At 70.4% G+C, this 12,215-nt stretch carries 14 protein-coding genes; 9 read left to right on the top strand and 5 right to left on the bottom strand.

All coding sequences use genetic code 11. The features are described 5' to 3' along the window. Positions 1-30: 30 nt before the first annotated feature. The gene (locus WG903_RS03000) at positions 31-1,245 is read left to right on the top strand and encodes an MFS transporter (RefSeq protein WP_340072718.1); all 1,215 of its coding nucleotides are present in this window, start codon (positions 31-33) and stop codon (positions 1,243-1,245) included. Positions 1,246-1,267: 22 nt separating this feature from the next. Continuing rightward, on the top strand, positions 1,268-1,741 hold the full coding sequence (gene ssb / locus WG903_RS02995) for a single-stranded DNA-binding protein (protein ID WP_340072717.1): 474 nt from the start codon (positions 1,268-1,270) through the stop codon (positions 1,739-1,741). Positions 1,742-1,751: 10 nt separating this feature from the next. Here the strand turns inward: ssb and WG903_RS02990 are convergent, their stop codons facing one another. Both WG903_RS02990 and mnmA read right to left on the bottom strand, forming a co-directional pair. Beyond that, the gene (locus WG903_RS02990; protein WP_340072716.1) at positions 1,752-2,234 is read right to left on the bottom strand and encodes a DUF456 domain-containing protein; all 483 of its coding nucleotides are present in this window, start codon (positions 2,232-2,234) and stop codon (positions 1,752-1,754) included. Beyond that, the gene (gene mnmA, locus WG903_RS02985) at positions 2,234-3,370 is read right to left on the bottom strand and encodes a tRNA 2-thiouridine(34) synthase MnmA (RefSeq protein WP_340072715.1); all 1,137 of its coding nucleotides are present in this window, start codon (positions 3,368-3,370) and stop codon (positions 2,234-2,236) included. Before mnmA ends, WG903_RS02990 begins: the two co-directional genes overlap by 1 nt. 32 nt (positions 3,371-3,402) lie before the next feature. Between mnmA and WG903_RS02980 the strand changes: the two genes are divergently transcribed. Both WG903_RS02980 and WG903_RS02975 read left to right on the top strand, forming a co-directional pair. Further along, entirely contained in the window at positions 3,403-4,527 is a 1,125-nt protein-coding gene (locus tag WG903_RS02980; protein WP_340072714.1) for a hypothetical protein, read from the top strand. 11 nt (positions 4,528-4,538) lie between these two features. Continuing rightward, positions 4,539-5,804: a serine hydrolase domain-containing protein gene (locus tag WG903_RS02975; protein WP_340072712.1), complete on the top strand. Its 1,266-nt coding sequence runs from the start codon at positions 4,539-4,541 to the stop codon at positions 5,802-5,804. Here the strand turns inward: WG903_RS02975 and WG903_RS02970 are convergent, their stop codons facing one another. Further along, complete coding sequence (locus WG903_RS02970; protein WP_340072711.1) at positions 5,805-6,314, bottom strand: NUDIX hydrolase; 510 nt, start codon at positions 6,312-6,314, stop codon at positions 5,805-5,807. A gap of 82 nt (positions 6,315-6,396) precedes the next feature. Here WG903_RS02970 and WG903_RS02965 point away from each other — a divergent pair, with 82 nt between their 5' ends. The 4 genes from WG903_RS02965 (at position 6,397) to WG903_RS02950 (ending at position 8,646) form a co-directional block, all read left to right on the top strand. Next, a complete protein-coding gene (locus tag WG903_RS02965) occupies positions 6,397-7,197 on the top strand; it encodes a MotA/TolQ/ExbB proton channel family protein (RefSeq protein ID WP_340072710.1) in 801 nt (266 codons plus the stop codon). Between the two features lie 7 nt (positions 7,198-7,204). Then, the gene (locus tag WG903_RS02960; protein ID WP_340072709.1) at positions 7,205-7,630 is read left to right on the top strand and encodes an ExbD/TolR family protein; all 426 of its coding nucleotides are present in this window, start codon (positions 7,205-7,207) and stop codon (positions 7,628-7,630) included. Further along, positions 7,627-8,049, top strand: a complete 423-nt coding sequence (locus tag WG903_RS02955; protein WP_340072708.1) for an ExbD/TolR family protein — start codon at positions 7,627-7,629, stop codon at positions 8,047-8,049. The genes WG903_RS02960 and WG903_RS02955 overlap by 4 nt, the downstream gene beginning before the upstream one ends. 63 nt (positions 8,050-8,112) lie before the next feature. Further along, on the top strand, positions 8,113-8,646 hold the full coding sequence (locus tag WG903_RS02950) for a diguanylate cyclase (protein WP_340072707.1): 534 nt from the start codon (positions 8,113-8,115) through the stop codon (positions 8,644-8,646). On the opposite strand, the gene WG903_RS02945 is transcribed toward WG903_RS02950, so the two are convergent. Next, positions 8,609-9,331 carry a hypothetical protein gene (locus tag WG903_RS02945; protein ID WP_340072706.1) on the bottom strand — a complete coding sequence of 241 codons (723 nt, stop codon included), beginning with the start codon at positions 9,329-9,331 and terminating at the stop codon, positions 8,609-8,611. The two genes, WG903_RS02950 and WG903_RS02945, sit on opposite strands and share 38 nt — an antisense overlap. Positions 9,332-9,396: 65 nt before the next feature. Next, positions 9,397-10,536: a metallophosphoesterase gene (locus tag WG903_RS02940; protein ID WP_340072705.1), complete on the bottom strand. Its 1,140-nt coding sequence runs from the start codon at positions 10,534-10,536 to the stop codon at positions 9,397-9,399. A 100-nt stretch (positions 10,537-10,636) separates the two neighbouring features. Here WG903_RS02940 and WG903_RS02935 point away from each other — a divergent pair, with 100 nt between their 5' ends. Continuing rightward, positions 10,637-12,214, top strand: a complete 1,578-nt coding sequence (locus WG903_RS02935; protein ID WP_340072704.1) for a Re/Si-specific NAD(P)(+) transhydrogenase subunit alpha — start codon at positions 10,637-10,639, stop codon at positions 12,212-12,214. The last annotated feature ends 1 nt before the right edge of the window (position 12,215 follow it).

Here is a 12,215-nt window from a genome sequence, read left to right as displayed (position 1 = left end):
GCCTCCGTTCCCAGCGATCCTTCATCCCGCATGACCGCCGGCGAGCGGCGCGCCAGCGCGTCGCTCGCGATGATCTTCGCCGCCCGCATGCTCGGGCTCTTCCTCGTGCTGCCGGTGTTCGCGCTCGAAGCGGCGCGCTACCCGGGCGGGGACGACCCCGCGCGCGTCGGCCTCGCGATGGGCATCTACGGCCTGACGCAGGGCGTGCTGCAGATCCCCTTCGGCTTCGCGTCCGACCGGCTGGGCCGCAAGCGCGTGATCGCCTTCGGGCTGCTCGTGTTCGCGGCCGGCAGTTTCGCCGCGGCGATGGCTTCGAGCCTGGAAGGGCTCATCTTCGGCCGCGCGCTGCAAGGCATGGGCGCGGTGTCGGCGGCGGTGACCGCGCTGCTGGCCGACCAGACGCGCGACGAGGTGCGCACCAAGGCGATGGCGATGGTGGGCGCGAGCATCGGGCTGATGTTCGCGCTGTCGCTCGTCGCTGCGCCGGTGCTCGCGGCGGGCATCGGCCTGGCGGGCCTCTTCGCCCTGACCGGCGTGCTGGCGCTGGCGTGCATCGCCGTGATCGCGTGGTGGACGCCGCCGGAGCCGGTGCAGCATCGCAACACCCCGCGCGGCAAGTTGTCGGAAGTGCTCTCGCACGCCGGCCTGCTGCGCCTGGACGCGGGTGTGTTCATCCTGCACGCGGTGCAGCTGGCGATGTGGGTCGCGATCCCGGCGCTGCTGGTGCAGGCGGGCCTGGAAAAGCAGCATCACTGGTGGGTCTACCTGCCGGCGGTGCTGGCGTCCTTCGTCGTCATGTCGCTCACGCTGTTCCCGCTGGAGCGCCGCGGCCACCTGCGCGCGGTGTTCCTCGCGTCGGTCGGCGTGGTCGCGCTGGTGCAGCTGGGCCTGCTGTGGGTGGCGAGCGCGCCCGGCGTCGTGTCGCTGGCGCTGCTGCTGTTCGTGTTCTTCTGCGGCTTCAACGTGCTGGAGGCCAGCCAGCCCAGCATGGCCTCGCGCATCGCGCCGCCGCATGCGCGCGGCGCCGCGCTCGGTGTCTACAACACCCTCCAATCGGTGGGCTTCTTCGCGGGGGGCGCGGTCGGCGGATGGCTGGCGAAGAACGTTGGTTACTCAGGCCTGTTCGCGACGTGCGCGGCGCTGATGCTGCTGTGGCTCGTCGTGGCCTGGCCCATGCAGGCGCCCGCGCCGCGGAATTCCGTCGAGGAAGTGCTCGCGGACGACGCCGACGCGCAGGCTACATAATCGTCAGATTGCAGGAGGCACCATGGCTTCGGTCAACAAGATCATCATCGTCGGCAACCTCGGGCGCGACCCCGAGGTGCGCACCTTCCCCAGCGGCGACCGCGTCGCCAACGTCACCATCGCCACCACCGACAAGTGGAAGGACAAGACGTCCGGCGAGATGAAGGAACACACGGAGTGGCACCGCGTGGTCTTCAACGGCCGGCTGGCGGAGATCGCCGGCGAGTACCTGCGCAAGGGCTCGCAGGCCTATGTCGAGGGCAGCCTGCGCACGCGCAAGTACACCGACAAGGACGGCAACGAGCGCAGCATCACCGAGGTGCGCGCCGACACGCTGCAGCTGCTGGGCAGCCGCCAGGGCATGGGCAGCCCCTCGGGCGACGACGACGGCGCCAGCCGCCGCGCCGCGCCGCCGTCGCGCCAGCAACCCGCGGCGGGCAAGCCCGCGTCGAAGTCCACGGGCTTCGACGACATGGACGACGACATCCCGTTCTGACCCCGCCGCGCTAGACGAAGAGCGCGACGACGTAGATCCCGACCATCACCAGGGCGAGCAGCAGCTTGCCCAGCATCCCCGCGAGCAGGCCGATCCAGGTGGCGATGCCCACGCGCAGCGCCTGCCCGTGGTTGCGGCGCGCGATGAGCTCGCCGATAGCCGCGCCGACCAGTGGCATGAAGAAGATGCCGACGAAGCCCATGAAGATGCCCACCACCGTGCCGATCGCCGCGCCCCACAGCGCGAGCTTGCTGGCGCCGGCGCGCTTGGCGCCCAGCACCGCCGCGGCGTAGTCGAGCACCCACGACAGCAGCGCGAGCACCGTGCACACGGTGAGCGCGACCCAGCCGATGCGCGCGAAGCCGTCGGCCCACGCGCCAGCGAAGATGCCGGCGAGGATCAGGATCGTCCCCGGCAGCGCGGGCAGCACGATGCCCGCGAAGCCCACGGCGATGAGCACGATGCTGAGGAGCCAGCCGATCGAGGGATCCATCATGCCTTCGCGCTGATGACGCCGCCGCCCAGGCACACGTCGCCGTCGTACAGCACCGCCGACTGGCCCGGCGTCACCGCCCACTGCGGCTGCGGAAAGTCGAGGTGGAACGCGCCGTTGGCGTCGCGCGCGAGCACGCAGGGCGCATCGGCCTGGCGGTAGCGCGTCTTCGACCCGTATTCGCCTTCGCGCGGCGCAGCGCCCGCGACCCAGCTCGCGTCGTCGGCGTCGAGCGCCAGCGATTGCAGCCAGGGATGGTCGTGGCCTTGCACGACCCACAGTGTGTTCTTCTCGAGGTCCTTCCGCGCGACGTACCACGGCTCGTGATCGCCGCTGCCGCTCGACGCGCGGTCGCGCGTCGACTCGCTGTTCTCGCGCCCTTTCCGCTTCACGCCGCCGATGCCCAGGCCCTGGCGCTGCCCCAGCGTGTAGAACGACAGGCCCTGGTGCTGGCCGATCGTGCGGCCGTTCTCGTCCTTGATCGGGCCCGGCTCCTTGACGATGTAGCGGTTGAGGAACTCGCGGAAGGGCCGCTCGCCGATGAAGCAGATGCCCGTCGAATCCTTCTTCTTCGCATTGGGCAGGCCGATCTCGGCCGCGATGCGGCGCACCTCGCTCTTGCGCAGCTCGCCGACGGGAAAGAGCGTCTTCGACAGCTGCTGCTGCGTCAGGCGGTGCAGGAAGTAGCTCTGGTCCTTGGTGTCGTCTAGGCCCTTGAGCAATTCGAAGCGGCCTTCGTTCTCGCGCACGCGGGCGTAATGGCCCGTCGCGATCTTCTCGGCGCCGAGGCGCATCGCATGGTCGAGGAAGGCCTTGAACTTGATCTCGGCATTGCACAGCACGTCGGGGTTGGGCGTGCGGCCAGCCTGGTACTCGCGCAGGAACTCGGCGAACACACGGTCCTTGTACTCGGCGGCGAAGTTGACATGCTCGATCTCGATGCCCAGCACGTCGGCGACCGAGGCGGCGTCGAGGAAGTCCTGGCGTGACGAGCAGTACTCGTCATCGTCGTCGTCTTCCCAGTTCTTCATGAAGATCGCGACGACCTCGTAGCCCTGCGCCTTGAGCAGGTGCGCGCTCACCGCGGAGTCCACGCCTCCGCTCAAGCCCACGACGACACGCGACTTCGCTTTCATTTGTGCGATTATCCCAAGGGCATCAAATCCTTATGCTCTATCGGCCTGCCACACCGCCGTTCCCGCGCGACCGCATGTCGCCGTCGGCGCTGGCGACCACCACGGCCATCCATGCGGGCATCCTGTGGCTGCTGCTGCAGTACTCGCCGCTGGTGCCCACCGTGCGTTACGTCGTGTACCAGTACGTGCGGCCGTTGAGCCCATCCGCCAACGCCAGCCGCGCCATCACGCTGCCCCAGCGCAACGCCACACCCAGCAGCGACATGGCGATCTTCTCCAACGTGCCGGAGTCGAGCGTGCCGATGAAGGCGACTCGGCAGTTGCCCGAAACGCTCCAGGCGCGCGAGCCCGCGCCGCTGCCGCCCCAGCCCGAACCAGAGCCGGTGCGCGAAGCCGCGAAGCCCCAGCCGTCGGTGCCCGCGCCGCCCGACGTCGCGCCCGCCGTGCCGGTGCCCGTGCCGCCGTTGCCGCTGCCCCAGCCGCCGCCGGCGCCTGCGCCGGTGCCGCCCGAGATTCCCGCGCCCGCACCCGCGCCGGTGCCGATCCCGCAACCGGTCGTGCCGGAGCCCGCGCCGGCGCCTGCGCCGGTCCCCGTTCCCGCACCGGCGCTGCCAGCACCACCGGCGCCCGCACCGACGCCGCCCGCGCCACCGGCCCCCGAACCCGTGCCGGCACCGCCTGCACCGGCGCCGGTTCCCGCGCCTCCCGCGCCGATCCAGGCTGCTCCTGTTCCCGCACCCGCAGTGCCCGCGCCTTCGCCACGCCTGCAAGGCCCGGTGGTCGACGTGCCCGTGCAGCCCGGCACACCCGGCGCCGGCACCGCGACGCCGATCGCCATACCCGCACCGCCGGGCTGGGGCGGGCCCGCAACGCCCGTGCCCGCTGCGCCGCGCCCCGCGCTGCCGCCGCCACCCGTGCTCACGGCGCCCGCCATTCCGTCGCTGCCCGGGCCTTACCGCACGCCGCCGCAGCGCAGCCTGTCGGAGATGGCCAACCAGCAGCTGCGGCGCGACCGCAAGGACCCGCTCGCGCAAGGCGTCGAGGCGGCCAGCCGCGGCGACTGCCTGCACGCGCCGAAGGAAGGCGAGGCCAACTACGGCCTGCTCAACGCGCCCATCCTGGCGATGAAGGCGCTCACCGACAAATGCCCGAAGTGAAGGAGACGACCATGGCCGAATCGCAATGGCAGGAGTTCGACGGCAAGCGCTACGCCGGCGGGCGCGCCTCGGAGCCGCGCGACCTGGGCTGGATGCGCGGCGCACCGCCGCCGGCCGACAAGCGCATCACCTTCGAGAGCGACGCCTTCTACGACTTCCCGCAGATCCGCTGGACGCTGTCGCACGCGCGCGAGATCGCGCCGACCGCTTCCATCTGGCGCGGCAACGGCACGCCCTCGCGCCTGGAGCGCGCCGAGGCGAAGGGCGACGTGGACGCGCTCGCCTTCAGCGACCTGAACGGCACGCAGCGGCGCTTCGACGAGGCGCTGTACGACACCTACACCGACGGCATCGTGGTGCTGCACCGTGGCCGCATCGTCTACGAGCGCTACTTCGGCGAACTGCAGGACCATGTGCCGCACAGCTGCTTCTCGATCACCAAGTCGTACGCCGCGACGCTGTGCGCCGCGCTCGTGCACGAGGGCGTGCTAGACGCGGACAAGACCATCCCGCATTACCTGCCCGAGATGGGCGGCTCCGCGTTCGGCGACGCGCCGCTGCGCCTCGTGATGGACATGCAGACGGGCCTGGACTACACGGAGGTGTACGCCGACCGCACGTCCAGCATCTGGGAGTACGCGCGCGCGGCGGGCCTGCGCCCGCGCCCGCCGGGATACGCCGGCGCCACCTTCGTCACCGACTACCTGCCCAAATTGCGCAAGCAGGGCGAGCACGGCCAGGCCTTCGCGTACAAGACCGTCAACACCGAGGTCATGAGCTGGGTGATGGCGCGCGTCACCGGCCGCTCGCTGGTGCAGCTGCTGCACGAGCGGCTGTGGGCGCCGCTCGGCTGCGAGGAAGACGGCTACATCATCGTTGACCCGGCAGGCACGCCGATGGGCGGAGGCGGCCTGTCGGCCACGCTGCGCGACCTGGCGCGCTTCGGCGAGCTGATGCGGCGCGAAGGCGACTGGCACGGCAAGCAGGTGGTGCCTGCCGCCGTCGTGCACGACACCCAGCGCGGCGACAGCCCCGCGAAATTCGCGAAGGCCGGCTACACGCTCTTGCCCGGCTACTCGTACCGCAACATGTGGTGGGTCACGCACAACGAGCTGGACGCGTTCGAGGGCCGCGGCATCCACGGCCAGCGCCTGTACGTCGCGCCGAAGGCCGAGATGGTGATCGCGCGCTTCGCATCGCACCCGGTGGCCGCGAGCTCGGCCAACGACCCGATCACGCTGCCGCAGTTCCTCGCGCTGGGCCGGATGCTGAAGTAGCTATTCGCGCTCGCCGCGCGCGGGCGCCGGCACCTTCAGCAGGCTCGGGTCGCTGTGCACGGCACTGAGCGGATGGCGCACGCCGGCGATGTAGTCCTCGATGCACTTCAGCACCAGCGGGCTGCGGTGGCGCGCGGCGCTCTTGCGCACCTCGTCGGCCGTCATCCACAGCGTGCGCACGATGCCGTCGTCCAGCGCGCGGCCCGCATGGTGCGCGCCGAGCTCGCCGCAGAACGCCAGGCGCAGGTACGTCTGGTCCTCGCCGGTGGTGTTCTTGCGCGAGCGCGCCAGGTACACGCCGAGGAAGGCGGTGGGCGTGAAGTCGTGCGCGGCTTCCTCCAGCACCTCGCGCGCGCAGCCCTGCGCCGGCGTCTCGCCGGGCTCGAGGTGGCCGGCGGGGGTGTTCAACTTCAGGCCGAGGGCCGTCTCTTCCTCGATCAGGAGGAAGCGGCCGTCCTTCTCGATCACGGCGGCCACGGTCACGCGCGGGTTCCAGCGGGAGGCGGGCATGCGCGATTATGGTCGTGGCTTTCCCGTGGCGGGGCCGCTCGCTTTATGCGACACAATGGGCCGTCCCCGCACCCGCGTCGTCATGCGATCCATTCCCGCCTTCGTCCTTCGCAGTGCCTTCGCCCTGTACGCCAGCGCCTTCACGGCACTGGCGCTCGCGCAGGCTTCGGCGCCCGCGGCTTCGCAGCCGGTTCTGCCCGCCATCAAGGCGCCCGCCGCCGTCGCCAATCCCTACGGCCTGCAGGCGATGTGGGCGCAAGGCGACTGGGTGGCGCGCGTCACCATCCTGATCCTCGCGATCATGTCGCTGGCCAGCTGGTACGTCCTCATCCGCAAATTGATCGTGCAGTCGCGCATGGGCGGGCAGGGCCGCGCGGCCAACGCGACCTTCTGGAAGGCGGACACCGTGCGCCAGGGCACCGAGGCGCTGCAAAAGGGCAGCCCCTACCGCTTCATCGCCGAGTCGGCGCTCGAAGCCACGCGCAAGCACGACGGCCTGATCGGCCAGGTGGACCTGAACACCTGGGTGGCGCAAAGCATCGAGCGCGCCATCGCCGCCGTGCACAGCCGCACGCAGGAAGGGCTCGCGGTGCTGGCCACCGTCGGTTCCACCGCGCCCTTCGTCGGCCTGTTCGGCACGGTCTGGGGCATCTACAACGCACTCGTGCGCATCGGCGCTTCGGGCCAGGCGTCGATCGACAAGGTCGCGGGCCCGGTGGGCGAGGCGCTGATCATGACGGCGCTGGGTCTCGCGGTCGCGGTGCCGGCGGTGCTCGGCTACAACTGGCTGGTGCGGCGCAACCGCGTGGCGATGGACGACGTGCGCGCCTTCGGCTCCGACCTGCACACCGTGCTGCTTGCGGCCGCCGCCAAGCGCGGCTGACGACGCCATGGGCGTGCGCTTCCCGCACCAGATGCCCGAGCCGGACGACGGGCTGATGGCCACCATCAACACCACGCCGCTGGTGGACGTGATGCTGGTGCTGCTCATCATCTTCCTGATCGCCGTGCCCGTGTTCAGCAGCTCCATCGCCGTGAGCCTGCCGCGGGAGGGCACGCAGGGCATCGACGAAAAGCCGCAGGACATCATCGTCACCGTCGACGCGCAGGGCGCGGTGTACTGGTTCGACACGCCGGTGGCGAACACGCCGCGTCTCGCGCAACAGCTGGCGCAGGAGGCGGTGCGCCAGCCGCAGCCCGAGCTGCACATCCGCGCCGACGCGCGCGCCGACTACCAGGCCATCGGGCAGGTGGTGTATGCCGCGCAGCAGGCCGGCATCGCGAAGATCGGCTTCCTCACGGAGCCGCCGCCATGATCCCGCTGGGCAGCGACGAAGGCGACGCCGAGGTGATGGTGGAGATCAACACCACGCCGCTGGTGGACGTGCTGCTGGTGCTGCTGGTGATGCTCATCATCACGATCCCCATCCAGCTGCATGCGGTGAGCCTGGAGATGCCCAGCCCCGGCGCGCCGCAACCGCCGGGCGAACCGAAGATCGTGCAGCTCGACGTCACGCCCAACGGCGCGTTCACCTGGAACGGCGAATTCGTCGCCGATCGCGGCGAGCTGGATGCGCGCCTGCGCGAGGCGGCGTCGCAGCCCGACCAGCCGGAGATCCACCTGCGCCCCGACGCCCGCGCGAAGTACGAGGCGGTGGCGGCCGCGCTGGCCAGCGCGCAACGGCTGGGCCTGCAGAAGATCGGCCTGGTCGGCTCCGAACAATTCGCGCGCTAGGAGGCTGGGCGGCGCAGGCCCGTTTCTGCGCCGCCCAGCCTCCAAAGGCGCTACGCTGACGGCGTGCCGGACGCGCCCTTGTTCCTGCTGATGTACGTGGTGTACCCGCTGTGGGTGCTCGCGGGCCTGGCTGACTGGGCCTGCCACCGCGCGACCGGCATCGCCACCACCAGTGGCATCAAAGAAAGCCTGATGCACTGGCTGATGTACGCGGAGATCGGCGTGGGCATGGTGGCCGTCGCCTTCTTCGAGACCAACGCCGGCGTGCTGGCGATCGTGCTCGCAGTGTTCCTCGTGCACGAGGCCACGGTGTACTGGGACCTGGACTACACCACGGTGCTGCGCGACGTCGGCCCCTTCGAGCAGATGGTGCACAGCTTCCTCGAGCTGCTGCCGCTGGTGTCGCTGGGGCTGCTGGCGGTGATCGCGTGGCCGCACGGCCCCGAGCTGTCGCTGCGGCCCCGGGCCGAGCCCCTGCCGCCGGACTATCTCTTGGTGGCCGCCGCGGCCAGCGTGCTCTTCAACGCGCTGCCGCTCTTGCAGGAGACCTGGTCGTGCCTCAGGTCTCGTACTCGGGCGAGCCCTGCACCCAGATGAAGGACTGCAGGTCGATCATGTCGCGCGCCTGGAAGCCCGGGCGGCGCTCGAGGTCGCGGCGGATGATGGCTGCGAAGGTCAGCAGCGACTGGTAGACGCGCCAGTGCGGCTGCGTTTCGTAGCCGAAGTCGTAGCCGTAGGCATGCGCCGCGCGGCGCGTGACCATCGGCTTCAGGAACATGTGCTTGTCGGGCCGGGCGAGGAAGCCGAACACGGTGACGATCGGCCAGGTGAGCACCGGCGCCTCGCGCCGCGGCAGCTCGGAGACGGCCTGCACCCAGTCGGCGAACTTGCGCTGCGGCGAGCCGCGGCTCCACAGGAAGGCATACAGCTCGGTGGCGAACAGGCGCGCGCCGGCCTGCGACTTCAGCGCGTCGCGCAGCGCCATCTTCTCGAACGAGAACAGCAGGTTGGTGCGCGACTCGATGCGGATCGCGGCGTCGGCGATCTGGCGGAACTCGCCGCGCGCCAGCAGCTTGCGGAATTCGACGGGGCCGAGCTCGGCGTCCCATTCCAGGTGGGCGCGCTCCTTGAACGAGCGCTCGGCCACCTGGTAGGTCTCGTCGGCGAAGCCGTCGGGGTAGAAGAGTTCGAACTTGCGGCGGCAGCGCGCCGCACCGAGGTAATTCACGTTGCCGGCTCGCGCGCCGGTCAGGGGGTAGGTGAGGGAAGCGAGGCGGGCCATGCGACGAGTGTTCGGTGGCGCCCCACCTCAGCCATGTGGGATGCGGCCCCGCCGCCCTGTAGGAATCAGGCGGACGCTGGACGCAAGCTCAACCGCGTGATTTCCGACGGCGCGCCGAAGCGTTTCGGCGGGCCCCAGTAACCGGTGCCGCGGCTGACATAGACCCACAACCCGTCCAGCTTGTGCAGCCCGGCCGTGTACGGCTGCTGCAGGCGCACGAAGTGGTTCCACGGCCAGAACTGCCCGCCGTGCGTGTGGCCCGACACCTGCAAGTCGAAGCCCGCGCGCGCCGCGGCCGGCGCCGTGCGCGGCTGGTGCGCGAGCAGCACCTTCTTCGCATGGGCCGGCGCGCCTTGCAGCGACCGTGCGGGGTCGCTCGCATGGTCGTCGTGGAAGTGGCCCGCGCTGTAGTCGGGCACGCCCGCCACCACCAGCTGCTCGCCCGCATGCTCGAGCACGGCGTGGCCGTTGTGCAGGACCGTGATGCCCAGGCGGCGCAGCTCCGCCATCCACGGCAGCGCGCCCGAGTAGTACTCGTGGTTGCCGGTGACGAAGAAGACACCGTGCCTCGCCTTCAGTTGCGCCAGCGGCGCGACATGCTCGCGCAATTGCGCCACGCTGCCGTCGACCAGGTCACCGGTGATGGCGATGATGTCGGCGTCGATCCGGTTCACCGCGTCGACGATGCCTTGCACGTACTCGCGGCGGATCGTCGGGCCGACGTGCACGTCGCTGATCTGCGCGATGGTGAAGCCGTCCAGCCCGGCAGGCAGGCCCGCGATGGGTACACGCACCTCGACCACGCGGGCGATGCGGCGCGCGTTGGCGAAACCGATGACGGTGACGGCGAGCGCGGCCGCGGGCACCAACTCCGCCGACAGCCGCTCGAGCGTGGAGAACGGGAACGCCAGGGGCGCGAACGTGTGCACGACACCGAAGCCGATGAGCAGCACGTCGCGCAGGAAGGTGCCGACCAGCAGCGACGAGAACAGGCCCATCGCCAGCAGCCCGGCGATGGCGACACGTTCGGCCCGCGCGCCGCTCAGGAAGCGGCGCGCCGCCATGCCCATCGGCATCAGCACGGTGGACACGACCAGCCAGCCGGCCAGCAGCCACGAGGCGGGCGCAGGCAGCTCGTGCACCAGCCGCGCACCGATGTAGAAGTGCAGCAGCGCGGACAGGCCGAAGACGAAGGTCGCGGACATGTCACCAAGGCTACCCCACGGCCGTGAACCCAGAGTGAGCCCACGATGAGCCGGTGCCCGCTTGGGGTAAGCTTTCGGGCCTACAACGAGGAGAATCCCCATGCTCATTGGCGTTCCCGCCGAAACGATGGCGGGCGAAAAGCGCGTCGCCACCGTGCCCGACGTCGTCGAGAAGCTGGTCAAGCTGGGGTTCTCGGTGGCCGTGCAAAGCGGCGCGGGCGACGCGGCGAACTTCGCCGACGACACCTACCGCGCCGCGGGCGCGCAGGTCGTGCCCACCGCGGGCGACATCTGGGGCAAGTCCGACATCGTCTTCAAGGTGCGCCCGCCGACGGCGCAGGAAGTCGCGCAGATGCGCGAGGGGCAAACGCTCATCGGCTTCGTCTGGCCGGCGCAAAACCCCGAGCTGATGCAGCAGCTGGCCGCGCGCAAGGCGACGGTGCTCGCCATCGATTCGCTGCCGCGCCAGCTGTCGCGCGCGCAGAAGATGGATGCGCTGACGTCGATGGCCGGCATCAGCGGCTACCGCGCGGTGATCGAGGCGGCGAATGCGTTCGGCCGCTTCTTCAACGGGCAGGTGACGGCCGCGGGCAAGGTGCCGCCGGCCAAGGTGTTCATCGCCGGCGCCGGCGTCGCGGGCCTGGCCGCCATCGGCACGGCCGCCAACCTCGGTGCGATCGTGCGCGCCAACGACACGCGTGCCGAAGTGGCCGACCAGGTGAAGTCGCTGGGCGGCGAGTTCGTGAAGGTCGATTACGAGGAAGAAGGCTCGGGCGGCGGCGGCTACGCCAAGGTCATGAGCGAAGGCTTCCAGCAGGCGCAGCGCCAGATGTACGCGACGCAGGCCAAGGACGCCGACATCATCATCACGACCGCTCTCATTCCCGGCAAGCCCGCGCCCAAGCTGATCACCGCCGAGATGGTGCGCAGCATGAAGCCCGGCAGCGTGATCGTCGACATGGCGGCCGAACAGGGCGGCAACTGCGAACTCACCGAGCCGGGCCAGGCCGTGGTGAAGCACGGCGTGACCATCGTCGGCTACACCGACCTCGCCAGCCGCCTGGCCAAGCAGGCGTCCACGCTCTATTCGAACAACCTGCTGCGCCTGGCCGAGGAGCTGTGCAAGACGAAGGACGGCGTGATCGACGTCAACATGGACGACGACGCGATCCGCGGCCTCACCGTCATCAAGGAAGGCGCGGTCACCTGGCCGCCGCCGCCGATCAAGATGCCGGCCGCGCCGCCCAAGCCCGCGGCCGCGCCCATCGCGGCGCCCAAGGGCCATGGCCACGGCGCGAGCGAGCCGATGTCGGGCCAGTCGCTGGCCATCGTCTTCGGCGTCGGCGCGCTGCTGTTCCTGCTGGTCGGGATGTACGCGCCGGCGTCCTTCCTGTCGCACTTCACGGTGTTCGTGCTGGCCTGCTTCGTCGGCTACATGGTGATCTGGAACGTGACGCCCTCGCTGCACACGCCGCTGATGAGCGTGACCAATGCGATCTCCTCGATCATCGCGATCGGCGCGCTGATCCAGATCGCGCCGCCGCTGGTGGGCGGCAACACCGACCGGCCCAACCTGCTGATCCTCGGCATGGCGGTGCTGGCGCTCGCGCTCACCGCCATCAACATGTTCGGCGGATTCGCCGTCACCCGCCGCATGCTGGCGATGTTCCGCAAGTAAG

This window comes from Ramlibacter sp. PS4R-6 (assembly GCF_037572775.1).
In the GTDB taxonomy this organism is placed as follows: Bacteria; Pseudomonadota; Gammaproteobacteria; order Burkholderiales; family Burkholderiaceae_C; genus Ramlibacter.
The sequence above is the reverse complement of the archived record's forward strand: the minus strand, read 5'-3'. Positions and strand labels throughout refer to the sequence as shown.